At 70.4% G+C, this 16,482-nt stretch carries 12 protein-coding genes; 7 read left to right on the top strand and 5 right to left on the bottom strand.

Annotation, left to right across the window (positions count from 1 at the left end; all coding sequences use genetic code 11):
* Positions 1-7: 7 nt before the first annotated feature.
* Together ACZ41I_RS23870 and ACZ41I_RS23865 are read right to left on the bottom strand one after the other, a co-directional pair.
* Complete coding sequence (locus ACZ41I_RS23870; protein WP_468515001.1) at positions 8-211, bottom strand: DUF397 domain-containing protein; 204 nt, start codon at positions 209-211, stop codon at positions 8-10.
* On the bottom strand, positions 208-1,083 hold the full coding sequence (locus ACZ41I_RS23865; protein WP_468515000.1) for a helix-turn-helix domain-containing protein: 876 nt from the start codon (positions 1,081-1,083) through the stop codon (positions 208-210). Before ACZ41I_RS23865 ends, ACZ41I_RS23870 begins: the two co-directional genes overlap by 4 nt.
* Positions 1,084-1,247: 164 nt before the next feature.
* On the opposite strand from ACZ41I_RS23865, the gene ACZ41I_RS23860 reads away from it, so the two are divergent.
* From ACZ41I_RS23860 to ACZ41I_RS23840, 5 genes are all read left to right on the top strand, one after another.
* The gene (locus ACZ41I_RS23860; protein WP_468514999.1) at positions 1,248-1,733 is read left to right on the top strand and encodes an ATP-binding protein; all 486 of its coding nucleotides are present in this window, start codon (positions 1,248-1,250) and stop codon (positions 1,731-1,733) included.
* 102 nt (positions 1,734-1,835) lie between these two features.
* Positions 1,836-2,906, top strand: a complete 1,071-nt coding sequence (locus ACZ41I_RS23855; RefSeq protein WP_468514998.1) for a ParA family protein — start codon at positions 1,836-1,838, stop codon at positions 2,904-2,906.
* Positions 2,903-3,451 (top strand): hypothetical protein, encoded by a 549-nt coding sequence (locus tag ACZ41I_RS23850; protein WP_468514997.1) that lies wholly within the window; start codon positions 2,903-2,905, stop codon positions 3,449-3,451. The genes ACZ41I_RS23855 and ACZ41I_RS23850 overlap by 4 nt, the downstream gene beginning before the upstream one ends.
* Before the next feature lie 502 nt (positions 3,452-3,953).
* Entirely contained in the window at positions 3,954-4,916 is a 963-nt protein-coding gene (locus tag ACZ41I_RS23845; protein WP_468514996.1) for a DNA-processing protein DprA, read from the top strand.
* Entirely contained in the window at positions 4,913-5,674 is a 762-nt protein-coding gene (locus tag ACZ41I_RS23840) for a phosphoribosyltransferase family protein (protein ID WP_468514995.1), read from the top strand. Before ACZ41I_RS23845 ends, ACZ41I_RS23840 begins: the two co-directional genes overlap by 4 nt.
* Positions 5,675-5,708: 34 nt before the next feature.
* Here the strand turns inward: ACZ41I_RS23840 and ACZ41I_RS23835 are convergent, their stop codons facing one another.
* Both ACZ41I_RS23835 and ACZ41I_RS23830 read right to left on the bottom strand, forming a co-directional pair.
* A complete protein-coding gene (locus tag ACZ41I_RS23835) occupies positions 5,709-8,330 on the bottom strand; it encodes a GmrSD restriction endonuclease domain-containing protein (RefSeq protein ID WP_468514994.1) in 2,622 nt (873 codons plus the stop codon).
* A 79-nt stretch (positions 8,331-8,409) separates the two neighbouring features.
* Entirely contained in the window at positions 8,410-9,108 is a 699-nt protein-coding gene (locus ACZ41I_RS23830; protein WP_468514993.1) for a hypothetical protein, read from the bottom strand.
* A gap of 128 nt (positions 9,109-9,236) precedes the next feature.
* Between ACZ41I_RS23830 and ACZ41I_RS23825 the strand changes: the two genes are divergently transcribed.
* Positions 9,237-11,411 (top strand): UvrD-helicase domain-containing protein, encoded by a 2,175-nt coding sequence (locus ACZ41I_RS23825; protein ID WP_468514992.1) that lies wholly within the window; start codon positions 9,237-9,239, stop codon positions 11,409-11,411.
* A 9-nt stretch (positions 11,412-11,420) separates the two neighbouring features.
* Here the strand turns inward: ACZ41I_RS23825 and ACZ41I_RS23820 are convergent, their stop codons facing one another.
* Complete coding sequence (locus ACZ41I_RS23820; protein ID WP_468514991.1) at positions 11,421-12,800, bottom strand: sigma-70 family RNA polymerase sigma factor; 1,380 nt, start codon at positions 12,798-12,800, stop codon at positions 11,421-11,423.
* A 627-nt stretch (positions 12,801-13,427) separates the two neighbouring features.
* On the opposite strand from ACZ41I_RS23820, the gene ACZ41I_RS23815 reads away from it, so the two are divergent.
* Positions 13,428-16,427: a hypothetical protein gene (locus ACZ41I_RS23815; protein WP_468514990.1), complete on the top strand. Its 3,000-nt coding sequence runs from the start codon at positions 13,428-13,430 to the stop codon at positions 16,425-16,427.
* The last annotated feature ends 55 nt before the right edge of the window (positions 16,428-16,482 follow it).

The raw sequence follows: 16,482 nt of genomic DNA, 5'->3' as shown, positions 1-16,482 counted from the left end.
GGGTGGGTCAGAACCCGTCCCGCCCGAGATCCGCGACGAACCCGGCCCAAGCATCCTGCGTGAACGCGAGCTGCGGACCGGCGCCCCGCTCCTTGGAGTCCCGTACGCGGACGGAGGTCATGTCGGCGGCGACCTCGACGCAGGCACCTCCTTCGCCGCTGCTGTAGCTGCTCTTGAACCAGTCCAGCCGTGTGGGCTGTTCGGCGTTCATCGGTCTCCCAGCATTTTCTCGATCAGGGTCAGTGACTCTTCTGGCGTGAGCGCCTGCGCCCTGATGCTGCCGTAGCGTGCGGCAAGGATACGGACCTCGTCCGGGTCGGTGATCAGGCGGCTGATGTGCTGCACCTCCAGATAGGCCACCTGTGGCTTGCCCTTCGGTGTGAGCATGATGAACGGCCCGCCTAGGCTGGGGTGTTCCTTGCGGTCCATCGGCAGCACCTGGAGTTCGACGCTGCGCAGTCTGCCGAACCTCAGCAGTGCTTCAAGTTGCTCGTAATGAACGTCCCACCCGCCGAGCGGGCGGCGCAAGACTGATTCCTCGATGGTGAACGTCGTGAACGGCGGCGGCCAACGCTTGAAGATCTCCTGGCGGTCCAACCTGGCGGCCACGCGCTGTTCGACGGTCTCCTCGTCCAACAGGGGTTGCCGCGTCCGGAACACCACCTGAGCGTGCGCCTTGGTCTGCAAGAGCCCGGGAACGGCGAGCGCGCTGTAGTCGTGCAGCTCAACCGCCTCCGCCTCCAACCGCGCATAATCCCTGAACCACTCCGGATGCCGCACCCTCCTCCTCGCCCGCGCCCGCTCCACATCCTCCGCCGCAGACGCCAGCAGCCCCCCGCACTCCAGCAACTCATCCACCGCGACCAGCAGTTCGGGCTGAGGCGTCCGCCGCCCGCGCTCCACGGACGAGATGGTCTCCTCCCCGTACCCGAGCCGGTCGCCCAGCTCCTTCTGGCTCATCCCGGCCCGTACCCGCGCGACCTTGATCTGCCGCCCGAGCGCCCGGAACAGGTCGGCCACCTCGTCCGTGCCGACCGCCTCACCGCCGGTGGGAACCCCCGAACCGTCCGCCTGAGCCGCCATCCCGTACCACCGCCCATTTCCGTCGCGCCAAGGGGCGAACCGCCGAACGCCCGGCCAGGTCACGGCCGTACGCCCGGACATCCAGCCCTCCACACCGGGACAGTCACCCTCCGTACCGCCCCGCACCCTCCACACAGTAGAAGCACTCCGTCACTCTCGGTGAGGTGATCCAACAAACCGTCACCGTCACCGGTGAACCGACCGCCACCACCCACCAGTTCCGCCTCACGTTCCCCACCAGTAGACACGGCGCCCACACCGCCCGTCACGCCGCCGAACGCTGGCTCGCCGACCAGCGGGACTGCCCGGAGGTCGCGGCCGGCGACGAGGTCGCGGCCACGGCCTCCCTCCTCATCGCGGAACTCACCGCGAACGCCGCCCTGCATGGCCGCGTACGGGGCCGTCACGCCCGCCTCGCCCTGACCCTCACGGCCGACGCCCTGCGCGTCGAGGTCACGGACGCCCGAGGCGACCGCCTGCCCGAACCGGCACCAGGCGGAGACGGGGATGGGGGTGGCGAGTCCGGGCGCGGCCTGCTTCTTGTCGCCTCACTCGCCGACGCATGGGGGTGCGAGCCCCACCACCCCGGCGGCAAGACGGTCTGGGCCGAGTGCGCCCGGCGTAAACCCGCGCCCAAAGGGGGCGCATGAACTCAACTGCGCTATTACTCAACAAGGTTGGGGATTGACGGCGATTGTGAACGGCTTTCACCATTGACGGGGAAACGTGAAGGCCGTTCACGGGGGGATGTCATGGCAGGCACGCCCGAGGCGGAAGACCAGCTCGTCGGACTGTTCGAAGTGGCGGAGATGGCGGGGGTCGGCCGGACGGTCGTAGCGAATTGGCGCGCTCGTGACAAACACTTCCCCGCTCCCGTCGCGGACCTGCGGAGCGGTCCGGTGTTCCAGGCGAGTCAGATTCAGCGCTACCTCAAACGGAGGAAGAATCACATGGCCCCCAAAGCCCATGTCATCTCGACCATCAATCTGAAGGGCGGCGTCGGGAAGACCACCACCACTGCCGGACTCGCGGAGTTCCTCTCCGCGGAGTTCCGCAAGCGGGTCCTGGTGGTCGATCTCGACCCGCAGACCAATCTGACCACTGTCCTGATCGGGGAGGAGAAGTGGGAGGAGCTCAACGACGAGGGATACACCCTGGCGACCCTGTTCAAGGATGCCCTCCGGCCCGAGGACGAGCCCCTGGAGTTCGACCTGGAGAAGACACTTCAGCGCAATGTCTCCTCGGTGGACGCGGTGACGAAGGTGGACCTCCTGCCTTCTTCGCTGGATCTCATCGACGTCCAGGATCGCCTGGCGTCCATGCCCAGGGGGCGTTTCCATGCCAACAACCCCACCGATCTCCTGCGCAAGGCGATCCGGAAGATCATTGATGACTACGACTACGTGCTCGTCGACTGCCCTCCCAACCTCGGCATCGTCACTCTGAACGGTCTGCGTATCTCCGAGGGATACATCATCCCGACCATTCCCGACGTCCTGTCCACCTACGGCATCCCCCAGATCCAGCGGCGTGTGCGGGCCTTCGCGGACGACCTGGGGGAGACCATCAACGAGATCGGGATCGTCATCACGAAATACAAGGCCAATTCGACGGTCCACTGGAACACCGTCAGGCGACTTCAGGGCGACAAGAACCTTCCCGTCGTGCTGCCGACCTTCATCCCCGAGAAGAACGACATCGCCGGCTCGGCTGAGTTCGTCGGTCGCGGTACCCTGCGGCAGAAGTACGGGTACCAGGGCGGGTTCGACGCTTTCCGTGCCATGACGCAGGAGTTCATCGAACTGGTCGAGGAGAACGCGTGACCGAGCGGAGTGACAGTCGGCCCGACGACAGCGGTCTCCTGGACGCCCAGGTGCGGGAGGCCGAAGAAGCCTTGGCCAAGCTCGGCGCGTCCGACCCGGAACTCGCGGCGACGCTCGCGCGTCTCCTCGGCGTGGTGGCGTCCGAAGCCGCACGCACGACACGCTTCGCCCGAGCGCTGGCCAAGGCGCTGACGCCTCCTGATCCGCAGACCGCGTCTCGGCCGGCCGAGCGCCCCAGGCGTAGCCGGCGAGCTCCGGGAGTGATCGACCCGTTCGCGGTGTTCGCCGAGGCCGGCGAGACGGGACTCCGCTCGAGCCTGGGCGAGCTCGGCCTCGAACAACTGCGGGACATCGTCTCCGAACACGGGATGGACCACGACCGGCTGGCGCTGAAGTGGAAGGACCCTCAACGGGTCATCGACCGCATCGTGGAACGCGTCGAATCGCGGACAGCCAAGGGGGCCGCCTTCCGGGGGCGGCCGGAGCACTCCGCACTGCGGCAGGACGAGGCCGCCGGCCCGGCGGCCGAGGACTCGTCGACGTGAGGTGAGCCGGGCACGACGAGCGGCTTCGCCCACGGGGGAGCCGAGGGGCGGGCGATGCGGTCAGAACCGGAATCCGAACAGCCCGCCCGACTCATACCGCGAACGCCGCCCTGCACGGCCGCGTCCGGGGCTGTGACGCCCGCCCCGCCCTGACCCTCACGGCCGGCACCCTGCGGATCGAGGTCACGGGCGCCCGTGGCGATCGCCTGCCCGAACGCGGACCGGGCGGGGTGACGAGTCCGGGCGCGGGCTGCTCCTCGTCGCCTCGCTCGCCGATGCCTGGGGCTGCGAGCCCACCACTCTGGTGGCAAGACGGTCTCGGTCGAGTGCATCTGGCGGCCGACCGCGACCCGGCAGTAACATGCGCGAGAAAAATAGAACGCGCGAGCTAATTTCTGTTCAGCCCCCGAGGGCCGCGCTGCCGGGCCATACTGAGGTAACGCGCCAAGGGTCCGGAACCAGACGCCCTGCGTCCTTCGAACATGTGCGACGGAGTAGAAGGATGAAGACGACGATCACGGACGAGCAGCACCGCCTGCTCCTGCTGTGTGCCCTCAGGCACGAGGGCGAGACGCTTGACTGGAAACTGCTGGCCAGGGTCGCGCAGCGACCGGGCGGGCTCGACGAGCTGTACCGGGGACGGGTGCCCGAGAAGTCCAAGGCGGCCGCGAAGGCCGAGGCCCTGCTCGGCGCGACGCTCGGCTCCCTCCAGGACGAGGAGGCGAGGGTGGCCGCCGAGGCGGAGGCCGCCGAGCGGGCCGGTGCCCGCCTGGTCACCGTCCTGGACGACGACTATCCGGCGAACCTGCGCCTGATCCCCGACCTGCCGCCCTTCCTGTGGGTCCGCGGGAACCTGGAGGACCGGGACGCCCGGTCCGTGGCCGTCGTCGGGACGCGTGACGTGAGCGAGGACGGACGCAGGCGGGCGGCACGGATGGCCCGCGGGCTGGTCGAGCACTCGGTCGTGGTGACCTCCGGCCTGGCCCGCGGGGTCGACACCGCGGCCCATACGGCGACCCTCGACGCGGGCGGCCGCACGGTCGCCGTGATCGGCACGGGAATCGCCGCGCCCATGTACCCGGCGGAGAACCGGGGCCTCGCCGAACGGATCGTCTCCGAGGGCGGCGCCGTCGTCTCCCAGTTCTGGCCGACGTCCGGCCCGGCCCGCTGGACCTTCCCCCGGCGCAACGTCACCATGAGCGGCTTCACCCAGGGCACGGTCGTCATCGAGGCCTCCCGCACCTCGGGCGCGAAGATGCAGGCGCGCATCGCCTCGGAACACGGCAAGCAGGCGTTCCTGCTCCGCTCCCTGGTCGTCGCCCAGCCATGGGCGGCGAAGATGCTGGAGGAGGGGCGCGCGACCGTCGTCGACGAGCTGGCCGACGTACTGGACGGGCTGGCCGGCGCGGAACAGATGCGTAAGGCGGGTGAGCAGCGCCAGCAGCTCGCGCTGGCCATCCTGTGAGACACGTCGAGGGACTCGACCCCCTCGGCTTCCCGCACTGCGCCCGCTGCCCGTACTACCTGGGAGGCAGCGCCTCCATATGTGCCACGTGCGCGGCCCGCTCCTTGGAACCCGTGCCCGACGCCCACTGTCCGGTGTGCAGCCAGGCGCTCGGAACGGCACGCCGCTGCTCCAACGCGTTATGCGGACTGCCTCCGGGCGAACGCGGGTTCAGTCGAGTCGACGCCGTCGCGATGTTCTCGGGCGACCTGGAGAACGCGGTGCGGCGCCTGAAGTACGACGGGGCCTGGGGTTGGGCCACCATCTTCGGGCGCCTGGTCGTCGGGTGGATGGAGCGCAACCCGGATCGGATGGCGGGTGTCGATTTAGTCGTCGGCAACCCCACCTGGACGGGCCGTACTCCGATCCGGCACATCGAGGAGATCCTGAAGGCCGCTGCCATCGAGGACACGGCCGGCCGCTGGCCCTTCCCGACCTCCCCGGTCCTGGTCAAGCCAGTGGACACCGACCGCTCGGCCGGAAAGAACCGTGAGGCCAAACGCCTCGCGGCCGCCGCCCACGCCAAGGCCATCCGCATCGAGCGCCGTGTAGAGGACCGCACCATCCTCCTCTTCGACGACCTGTTCACCACCGGCCAGCAGATGCAGGCCGTCGCCCGCCTGTTACGCGAGGCGGGCGCGGCTGAGGTAAGGGGCCTCGTTCTCGCTCGCGCCCCTTGGCGAGGGGCGGACCGCCAGGGGGCACTGTTCGACTCATGACGATCGGCCGAGGTGGGCCCCTTGAGTCCCGGTCTCAATTCCTGTCCCGGCTCTCCCAGCAGTTCCGGAACCACGTCAGAGTCTCGACGAGCAGCTCACGGTTGCGGTCCTTCTCCAGGACGGACAGCCGGAAGCTGGGGTCCGGCCCCCGCCCCGGCTTTCTCTCCTGGAGGTCGACACCTTCAAGTTCGTTGAGGCGCCTGAGGAACTCGGCACGCAGGGCGTGGTCAGTGAAGGGCTCGTGTCTCGGCAGACCGAGGAAGGCGACGTATACCGAGCCGCCCTGCCCGCAGCCCGGGGTGAGGCTCATCGGCGACACCCCACTGGCCGGGGCACCCGCCTCACCCAGCATGAGGAACGCGCCAGTGTTGTCGTGTCCCACCGTGTCGATCCAGCCGCCGAGTTCCTCCCAGCGGGCGAAGAGCTCACGCACCGCCTCCACCGTCTCGCGTGTGTTGTCCGCCGCCAGCTGACGGAAGAACCGTCTCTCGGGGGCGTTCTCCGCCACGAGCTGCAGGTAGAACGGGTCGGCGATCGTCTGCTCACCCTGGCTCTCCGGGATGCGCTGAGCCGTGTCCTCCTCGCCGTCGGCCTCGTCGTCCTCAGCGCCGCCGACCAGCAGAGCGAGGTCGTCGGAGGAGAGGCGCTGGACCGGATCGGCGGCACCATTGGCCGTGAAGCGGACGCCGTCGGCGGTCAGCCGGGCGCGCACATCGCCTCCGTGGTCCTGAGGTGTCCAGCGGAAGCCGTCAGAGACCTTGCCCTCGGAGGTGAGCACCCGGTACGCATTGGCCACCCCCGGCGTATTGGCCAGATGGTTGCCGACGGCCTGGGCGCCGGAGCCGATGAACGCCGCGAGGTCGCCGTACGACGTCCAGGTGCCGTGGGGGAGCGCCGCGAGCACCTGGTGGGCCAGGTTCCAGTCCCGGCTCCGCTCCGCTCGGCCCACTCCGCGCAGCGGAGCCGGCCACAGCGCGATCGCGCGGTCGGCGAGTTCGTCGGCACGGGTGCGGATCTCGTCCGCGCCCCACCGCTCTGTGGCCGCAATGCGGCGGTTCATCTCCAGATGGCTGCCCTGGAGGAGGTCCTGCTTGCGCTCGAAGGGGTGATTGGACAGCTCCGAGTTGACCGCGGTGAGCGTCAGGTTCCCGAGCGTGTGCTGAAGCCGGGAGTGCAGGTCCTCCGCGCTCTCACCGTCGACCACGTCCTCGCTCAACATCCGGAGCCACTCGTCGCCCGGCGACTGCGGCATGATGTGCTCGATGGTGAGCTGCGCGGCGGCGAAGTCGACCGGTTCGGGATGCTCGTAGCTCTCCTCCAGCCGCTGGAGCACCATCTTCCGCTGGTGCCCGCGTCCGAACTTGTAGAAGGGCGCCGTCCGGACCTTCTCGCGCAACTCGTCGTCATCGGGCCAGAAGCGGTTTTCGGCGGAGAGGAGCTGGTGCAGCCCGTCAGCGACGGGCATGTCGAACGGGAGCTGCCCGGGCACCGCCTGGAAGATCCTGTTGAGGTTGTTCGTCGGCACGCGGCACATCATCCGGCGTACCAGGAAGCTCTCGACGTACGACATCGCGCGGGCCGTGTCCGCGGAGTTCAGGTCCCCGCGCTCGCGCCGGTCGAGCAGCAGCATCAGAGCGGGGTAGGTGACCTGGGCCTGCCAGGTGTCCAAGCGGTGCAGATGGGCGCGGACGGCCGCGTTCGGCTCCTCTTCGGTGTGCAGCAGCCGACGGAAGAGGGCGCCGCGCCGGTACAACTCCTTGATGTACGCCTCGATCTCCGTCTCGCTGACCTCGCCGCGCTCGAAGCGCTGCTGCTGAGCCGCGTACAGGTCCTGGCGCCGGACCCTGTCGTCCCCGTTGAGTACCAGTTGCAGCCACATGAGCTGTTCCAGCTCGTCGTTGCTCAGACTGTCCTGCAACGGAAGCCAGTACGTCTCGTACACCTGTTCGCCGCGGGTGGGTAGCCGCATGAACAGGTAGTTGCGCAGCAGGTCGGCCTGGCTCAGCTTGAGGCCGGTGTTGTTGAGCGACTCGAAGATCCGGTGCACGTTGTCACCGCGCTCGGCGGTCACCGCCACCAGCGTGAGCCGGGAGGTGATGGCCTGCTCGATGCGGAACACGTCCTGCGGGGCAGCCGGATCGGCAGCCTCGACCAGCTTGCGGCGGAAGAAACGGTAGGCCGCGGCGACGGCTCCGCCGGCGGCCTGCTCCGAGAGCGGCCCGCGAACGTACGCGGCGAACTGCGCACGATCGGCCTGGGTCGGCAGCAGCCGGAAGTGATCGCTGCCGTTCCTGCGCTTGTTGATGAGGTATTCCTCATCGATGCGCTCGGCCTCGTCCGGCTCGGCGTCCGCTATGTGGTCGCGGATCGCGGCCAGGGCGAGTGAGAGCGTGGTCAGCCGCTGCTGACCGTCGACGACGAGCCAGCGGGGGAACGTCGCCTCGTTCTGCGGCGACGGCGCGAGCACCACGGACCCCAGGAAGTGCGTGCTCGCCTTCTCCCCGGACTCCAGCAGCTCTGCCTGCTCCAGGATGTCGGTCCACAGCTGGCTCAGCTGCTTCTCCGTCCAGGAATACGTCCGCTGATAGAGCGGCACCTGGAACTGCTGGGCCCTGCCCTGGACGAGATCGGCGAACAGCGTCTCCTTCGCCTGCACGGCGTCCCCCCTCGGTGATCGGTCCGGTCGTAGCACGTGGGAACGACCTTAGGGCTTCCCGCTGACAGTCTGGGGCGCTTCAGCCCTCGTCGAGGCACGCACACCACAGCGCGTAGGCCCGGTCCATCTCGTCCAGTGCCGCCCCGGTGAACCGGGCGTCCAGGAAGGCTCGGTCGACGATCCGTTCCGCGAGTGCGACCAGGTGTGCCGCGACCCGCTCCACCCGCTCCCCGCGCACCCGGGCCTGAACCCGCTCCAGGCGCTCCTGACGCTCCCACAGGTCGGCGAGACTCGTGCCCGGTACCTCCTCGTCGTCGTACACGGACGGCACGCGAGGCAGGAGGTCGGCGGTGAGCGCGGGGACAGAGTCCAGGGTGGCCGGCTCGTCCGGTCCTCCATTGCCGAGGATGCGGTTGGCGATCGTACGGACGGCCTCGGAACGCTCGACGCGCGCCGCCTGGTTGCGCAGCGCGCCGAGCAGCGCCGGGACCTCGGCCCGGGTCCGGCGCTGCAGGCTGTCCGCGAGCGCGGTCGCCAGGTCCCCGCCCAGGTCCGAGGCGTCGTCCAGTACGTCGTTCGCCACGCCGACCTCCTCGAAGGCGCGCTGCGCGGTGCGGGCCGCCTCGGTGAGCAGGGCGATGTCCTCGGCGGTCGGCTTCACACCTGCATTCAGCCGGGCCACGGCTGAGTCCAGAGGGTCACCGGCCAGATCGAAGAGGTCCACGCAGTCGTCTTCCAGGGCGAGTTGGCCGTCCGTACCCGGTTCCAGCAGTGTCATCTCCCCAACAACCCCCGCGCTCACGATGCCCCTGTGTCGTGCGGCAACTCCTGCGATGAATCATGGAGGTTTTCGTAAACTGAGTCAACAGATACTCTGTCGGTCGGTGTTGTCGAAGGGTGGGGAACATGCCGCAGATCGCGATCACCAACACGTTCTGGGAGGGCGTCGACCGGCTGGACAAGCCGGCCCGCGCCCGTGTCCACAAGGCGATGGCCAAGTTCCAGGAGCTGACGGTCCCGCAGCTCCACGCGGACAAGGGCCTGCACCTGGAGTCGGTGGTCAGCTCGCGCGACCCGCGGATGCGGACCATCCGCGTCGATGACGGGCTGCGGATCGTGCTGCTCGCGCCCGACGACGGCAGCGACCTCTTCGTCTTCGTCCATGTCGTCTCCCACGACAAGGCCTACTCCTGGGCCCGGCGACGTCTCTACACGGTCAACTGCGTGACCCGCTGCCTCGAAGTGCGCGACCTCACCGCCATGGAGCAGATCACCCCGCTCTTCGCCCAGGAAGCCGCCGCGGCTCCCGAGCTCTTGTTCGCTCCCTGGTCGGACACCGTCCTGCGGCACCTCGGCATCGACGACGTCACCCTGCGCGCCGCCCGCACCGTCACCAGCAAGGCGCAGCTGGAGGCGTTCGGCTCGCTGATGCCGGAGGACCAGTACGAGGCGCTGTGGCTGCTCGCCGAGGGCCTCGACCCCGACGACATCTACCGGGACCTGGTCTCCGCACGCCAGAAGACGACCGTCGCCCAGGGCGCGGCGGGGGAGGACACCACAGGGGACGATCTGGCCGCCGCCGTCACCCGCACCCGCAGCCGCATCGCCCTCGTCACCGGCCCCGACGAACTCGCCGACATCCTTACCAAGCCCTTCGCCGCCTGGCGGATCTTCCTCCACCCCACCCAGCGGCGCATCGCCTACCGCCCCAGCTACGCAGGGGCCGCCCAGATCACCGGCGGCCCCGGCACCGGAAAGACGGTCGTCGCCCTGCACCGGGTCAAGCACCTCCTGGACCGGGCACCCGACACGCGCGTCCTCCTCACCACCTACACCGGAGCCCTGGCCCGCTCCCTGCAGAGCAGCCTCGCCCTGCTGCTCGACCACGACCCGGCGCTGCTCGCCCGTGTCGATGTCACCACCGTCGACGCCGTCGCCCACCGCGTCGTACGGCAACTGCGCGGCAACCCGGGGACCGCGCTCGGCGACCGGGACGAGCGCACCCGCTGGCAGCGCGTGGCCCGCCGCCTCGAACTGCCCTGGAACGAGGCGTTCCTGTCCCAGGAGTACCGGCACGTGGTCCTCGCCCAGGACCTGCGGAGCGAGGAGGAGTACCTGGCCTGCGAACGGCGAGGACGCGGCAGCGCGCTCGGGCAGGCGCAGCGGCGGCGCGTCTGGCAGGCCGTGACCCTGTTCGAGGACGGCCTGACCCGTGACCGGGCGCACACCTGGCTCCAGGTCTGCGCCGAGGCCACCCGGCTGCTGCGCGACAAGCCGGGTGCGGGACCGTCGTACGACCATGTCGTCGTGGACGAGGCGCAGGACCTGCACCCGGCGCAGTGGCGGCTGCTGCGCGTCCTGGCCCCCGACGGACCCGACGACCTGTTCGTCACCGGCGACCCGCACCAGCGGATCTACGACGCCCGGGTCTCGCTGCGCTCCCTCGGCATCTCCGTCGCGGGACGCAGCGGACGACTGCGCGTCAACTACCGCTCCACCGAGGAGATCCTGCGCTGGGCCCGCAGCCTGCTCGACAGCGAGCCCGTTGCCGACCTGACCGGCGACGCCCACGACACCCTCACCGGATACCGCTCCCTGCTGCACGGCGCACAGCCCGTGTGTGAGGGGCACGGAAGTGAGAACGAGGAGGCCGACGCGGTCGTGCGCCGCGTGCGCGACTGGATGGACGCCGGGGTCGCGCCCTCGGACATCGCCGTCTGCGCCCGCTTCAACACCCTGGCGGGCAAGCTCGGCGACCGCCTCGCCGCGGCCGGCATCCCCGTGGTGCGGGTGCGGGACGGAGAGCCGGAGAGCGCGGTGGGGGTGCGGGTGTCGACGTTGCACAGCATGAAGGGGCTGGAGTACCGGTGCGTCGCAGTCGCCGGAGTCACTCAGTCCGCCTTTCCGTTCGCGCCGGCCGTCACCCCGGCCGACATGGACCGGCTCCAGCACGCCACCGACCTGGCCGCCGAGCGGTGCCTGCTGTTCGTGGCGTGCACCCGGGCTCGGGAGGCTCTGTACGTGTCGTTCAGCGGGCGGGCCAGTGCGTTCCTCGACGGACGGGGCGACGCCTCGAAGTGATGGTTCGGCTCAGGACCCCGCACCGTCGGCCCTGCCGTCGTGACCGATGCGCCGTCGGGGCGCGGTGGTGAGCTGGCGACCGTCGTGGATGACCCGGAGCAGTTCCTCCTCCACCAGCACCACGACCGTTCCTCCTCGCAGAGCGGTGCCGACGCCGATCGCCTGGCCCTCGACCGTGATGTACCCCGAGGAATTCACGCGGTGTCGCTCGCTGGTGAAAGCCGGAAGGGCAACGGATACGGAAGGGGTTGTGGCCACGGGATTGGCAGTGGGCTTCGACACCGAGGGTGGGGTCTTCGCCCGGGCGGGGCGAGGGTGGGCGCGGCGCGGCTCGGAGGGACGAGCCGGGAGAACGGAGCGGGACATCCGGTAGGCGACGATCAGGTCGCGCAGCACCCCGGTGGCCTGCTTCTCGATCTGGCGCACCCTTTCCCTGGTGACTGCGAGCTGCCGCCCGATGGCGTCAAGGGTCAGGCCGGGGCCGCCGTCGTCCACGCCGTGGCGCAGGGCGAGTACCCGAGTCTCGCGCGGGGACAGGTGACCGAGCAGGAGACGCACATCGTCCGGTGCCAGGCCCAGATAGTCCGACCCCTCTTCGAGGGTCTGTGCTCCCCGCGTCGTACGGTCGAACTCCTCGTGCAGCATGTCGTCGCCGATCGCCTCGGCCAGAGCTTCCAAGGAGACCGTGGTGCGCACTCGCGCCAACAGGGCGTGTGCCTCGTCCACCGGTGTCCCCACGCGGGCGGCGACCGCGGGAAGGTCGTCGTGGGGCGAGTTCAGCGCCAGGTCGCGGGTGGCCCGGTGGAGCGCGGCGACGGTGTCATGCGCGTGCACGGGGAGCCGGATGGTGCGGCTCTGATCGGCTATCGCGCGCGTGATCGCCTGACGGATCCATTGCACGGCGTACGTCGAGAACTTGAATCCCTTGCGGTGGTCGAACATCTCGATGGCGTGGACCATCCCGAGATTGCCCTCCTGGACCAGGTCCATGAGGTCCAGACCGCGCCCGGTGTACTTGACGGCGATGCTCATCACCAGCCGCAGGTTCGCCTCGGTGAACTCGGTGAAGGCCCGTTCCCCGCGCCGGGTGATCTCCTGGAGTTCGCGGCGCAGCTTGGGAGCGAGCTTCCTGCCGCCCTCGTCCAGCTCGTTCCGTGCCAGCACTCCCGCCTCGATGGCTCTCGCCAGCTCCGCCTCCTGCTGCCGGGAGAGCAGCGGGAACTTGCCGATCTGCTTGCGGTAGTGCTTCAGGGAGTCGAACGCGGGCTGTTGTGGGGAAGCGTCATCCTGCGGAGCCTCGGCGGGCTCGCGGGGAGGGCTCGGCCGAGGCGCGGAGACAGGGAAGAGCGTGGGCTCGACGGGCCTCTCGTGGAGCTTCGCGGCCTCCACAGGCGGCGGAGCTGCGGGAGGGGCGTCAAGTCCGAGCGCTCGAACGGTCAGCGCGGAAAGGTCAAGCCGGCTGTTCGGGCGCAGTTCGAGGGCGAACCGCGGTCGGTGTGGATCCCCCTCCGTCCCTGCCGGGGGCTGAGGCTCAGTCTGCGTGTCGCTCAACGACCCTGTGGATGCGGGAAGTTCTGGCGCGGCCGGGACTGTGGAGACGCCTTGCAGTCCGAACGCGGCCACCGCGGCGGGAGGCAGTGCGATCCCCTCCGCCATCACCCGCCTCAGCGCCTCGGCCGACACCGCGCGGTCCACACCGACCAAGAGCCCCCGCATGATCACCGGAGTCAGGGCCCGCTGCGGTCCGGCTGCCGCCACCAGCGCGGCATACAGCGCGGCCGGCGATCGGGCCTCGGTGTCCGTCGTCATCAGCGTGCCCCCCATGTGCCCTACAGCGGTGCGACGAGCCTTCTCGCATTGCACCACCCACCACTGACAACCAGTCACACCCCGGATTCAGAGCGCGACGCTCACCTGCGCATTCTCTGTGCTCCTGGCGTGAAGGAATGGTAGAACGTACAGCGATGGTCGGCCTCGGGCGAGATCGCGTTCGTTTGAGGCGGGGGAGGGCGGGACATGCTGGTCGATCCCACACAGCTGCTGGACGACTGCGAGCGGGCCTGGCGTGAGGCGGGGGAGCCCTTCGCCAGTGCAGTGGAGCCGACCGCCGCCGGACGGACCGCGCTCGTCCTGGAGGCTCTGGTGGCGTACCGGCTGCTCGCAGACCACTCCGGCCTTCCGCGGGACACCGTCTTCGCACGCTGGCCCGCCTGCGCGGTCCACACCGTGGCACTGGCCGACCGCCCGGAACTCCCGCGTCTGGTGGCCGAAGCACACGCGCGCGTGCTCGCGGCGCGCCCCGACCTGGGATCACACGGAGCCGTCCCGGAGAGCGCCCGTGAGTGGACCCGTTCCGCTCAGGAGGCCGCCCGCTCCCTGGGTTGGGCATGGCGCCCCCCGACCGCTGCGGAAGATCCGGTCGCCCTCGCCCCGTCCCGCACCGTTTACGCTCCTCCCGAGCTCCGCCTCGGACCAGGCGCGGGCAGTTTGCTGCTGACTCTGCCCGGCGAGCCGGACGCGGGGGAGTGGCGACTGTCCGCCGACGGCCAGGTGTTCGCCGTACGGCCGCCCTACTGGGTGTTGCCGGGCCCCGTCCGCCGTGTCGAGGCCACCGATCCGTCGGGAACCACCCACGTCTCGGCCGTCGTCGACCCGGACACCGCCCTGCTGGCCTTCGACGCCGACGGCCACCGCATCACCCCTGACGAGCCCCTGCCCGCCGCCGAGATCTGCCTCCTGCACGCGGGCACCCTGCAGACCGAGGGCACCGACCCCGGCGTCGTGGAACTGCCCACCCCGTACGGCTGGAGCGGCTGGACCCTGAGCAGGGTGTCGCTGACCGGGGTGGCGCGGGTGCGGGCCTCCGCCGCGGTGTCGGGAAGCTGGCTGGACGTCGCCGCCGGACGGCCGCTCGGCTGGGAGGGGGGTGCGACGCTGCCCTGGATCACGGGTGACGACGGGGCGCCCGTGTGGCACCGTCCGCCCGCTCTCCGGCTCCCGCGACGGCCGGGCGAACCGGACACGCGACTCTGGCAGGCCGAAGTGCGCCGCCCCGGCCATGAGGAGCCTCTCGCCCGTCACACCGGCGCCCCCGGGGCGCTCCTCGACGCCTGGCAGGACGTACCCCGCCCGCTTCTGGGACCGTACGAGATCCTCGTCCACCGCGTCGGCTCCCGGCGCAGGCGCCGGCTGGCGGCCTTCCTGGCCGAGGGCCTCACGGCCGAAGCGACAGCCGAGTGGCGTCTGCTCGCCCCGCACGGAGGCCTGGCCCCCGCTCGGCTGACCTTCGGCACCAACGGGCCTGTCACCGCCTCCGCGCCCCTCGTCGCGTTCTCTCCGTACGAGATCACCAAGAGCCTCGTGCTGGGTGACGGTGTGCGCAAGTTCGCCGTCGAGGCGAGCATCCAGCACTCCGAGGTCCGTCTCGAACTCGGCGGCCAACCCCTGACCTGGTCCGTCCGGCCGCTCGACATCGATGCGACGGACCTGGCCGGAGAGAGCGCCCTGACCGTCCGCCTGCCGGAACAGGCGGTGGCGGTGACCCCTCTGCTGGCGCTGGTCGTCGAGGGTACGACCCTGCACACGCTGCGACCGGAACGCCGCACCCGCACCCGTAAGGGCGACCTCCGGTACTCGCTGGGCGCCCTGGCGGACACCGTGCGCGACTGCGTGAAAGCCGAGATACGGCTGCTGGTCGCGGGGGAGAGCGTCCATGTCGCGACCGTGCGCAGCCAGCCCATCGCGGAGGACGTCGTACCGGACGGCGGCGGACTGCAGCTGCGGGGGCTGCGCCACCCAGGCGAACTGACCGCCCGCCTGTACGCGGTCTTCGCCCCGTGGGAGCGGCCGCTGACGGCCACCGTCGACCAGAGCGGCCGCATCCCGCTGCCCTTGGCCTGGCGGTCCGTCGGCCCCCTGATCGTGGACCTGGACGCGGGCGCCCCCACACCCGCCGCTCCCGGGTGGCCCCGCCTCCGTGATCGAGACACCCTCGTGCTGCGCCGGTCCCCGTGGACCTCCGCCGCCGGCCACGGAACGGGCGCCAGGGTCTCGGAGTACCTGGCCGGACGCGGCGCGCTGCCGCGCGGCGCCGACGCGATCCCCCACCACTGGATCGTGGCCGCCCGCGGACGCGACCTGCAGGCGTGCGGAGCCAGAGAGACGGCACCGGCCGAATGCCGCAGCGCCCTTGCGGACGCCGGGCCCACCGCCCTCACGGGAGCGGCCGACAGCGCACTGCGCTCCGGTGAACTCGCCTCCGTCCTCGCCGGCAGCGGTCTCGCCGCCTTGCGGATACGGGAGGTGGCGGACCCGGCCGCCGTACGTCACGTCTGGCGGCAGGCGCCCCTGTGTGCGCTGCTGCTCACGGCCCCGTTGCTGCCGTACCTCTCCGGTGACCCTGCCTACGACGCTGCGGAGTTGTACCCACAGGAAGCGGAACTCCTCGGCGAGGTGGGCCAGTTCCTGGGCGACACCGCCATCGAGTTGCTGGCCGGGCAGGCGGATCCGAGCGGCCCGGTCGGCCGGTTCGACGCCCAGACCCGTGCCCTCGACCGGCTCCCCGAACTCCAGCAGCAGGCCGTGTGGCGCAGTGCCCGTGTCGTCCCGCGGGGCTTTCTGGACCCCGACACCCGTGCCGACGCGGCCTGGCAGGCGTTCCGTGCCCGCAGGGACCTCCAGCACCACGCCATACGTGAGGAGTTCCGCGACGGCCTGGACGCCGTAGCGATCTTCCTGGACGACGGGCACCCCGACCTGGCCCAGGCCTTCCGCGGACGGGACCCCGGCCAATTGCACGGGCCGGGCGAAGCCTGGATGCGGATCCCCCAACTGTCCCTGGGATGTGCGCTGATCGCCAGGCTCGCTGCCGCCGGTGACGCCCGCGCCGCCGGCCTGGAACGGGGACTGCGTCACCTGTGGACGCCCGTTGCCTCCCACGCACCGGATCTCACCGCCGTCGACATCGCTCTCGCGGAATGCCTGGTCACCGCGGAGGCCGTGCACAGGACCGGCTGACCACCGGTCCGTCTCCAGCCCTCTCACAGCGGTACCGCCCCGCCGCTCGTCCGAA

Source organism: Streptomyces sp. NPDC030799, assembly GCF_055572255.1.
The sequence above is the reverse complement of the archived record's forward strand: the minus strand, read 5'-3'. Positions and strand labels throughout refer to the sequence as shown.

What these genes read in the sequence shown, in the direction of transcription:
- ACZ41I_RS23830 (WP_468514993.1), bottom strand. Translation starts at nt 9,108, where the DNA reads ATGACACTGCTGGAACCGGGTACGGACGGCCAACTCGCCCTGGAAGAC.
- ACZ41I_RS23845 (WP_468514996.1), top strand. Translation starts at nt 3,954, where the DNA reads ATGAAGACGACGATCACGGACGAGCAGCACCGCCTGCTCCTGCTGTGT.
- ACZ41I_RS23815 (WP_468514990.1), top strand. Translation starts at nt 13,428, where the DNA reads ATGCTGGTCGATCCCACACAGCTGCTGGACGACTGCGAGCGGGCCTGG.
- ACZ41I_RS23865 (WP_468515000.1), bottom strand. Translation starts at nt 1,083, where the DNA reads ATGGCGGCTCAGGCGGACGGTTCGGGGGTTCCCACCGGCGGTGAGGCG.
- ACZ41I_RS23870 (WP_468515001.1), bottom strand. Translation starts at nt 211, where the DNA reads ATGAACGCCGAACAGCCCACACGGCTGGACTGGTTCAAGAGCAGCTAC.
- ACZ41I_RS23825 (WP_468514992.1), top strand. Translation starts at nt 9,237, where the DNA reads ATGCCGCAGATCGCGATCACCAACACGTTCTGGGAGGGCGTCGACCGG.
- ACZ41I_RS23855 (WP_468514998.1), top strand. Translation starts at nt 1,836, where the DNA reads ATGGCAGGCACGCCCGAGGCGGAAGACCAGCTCGTCGGACTGTTCGAA.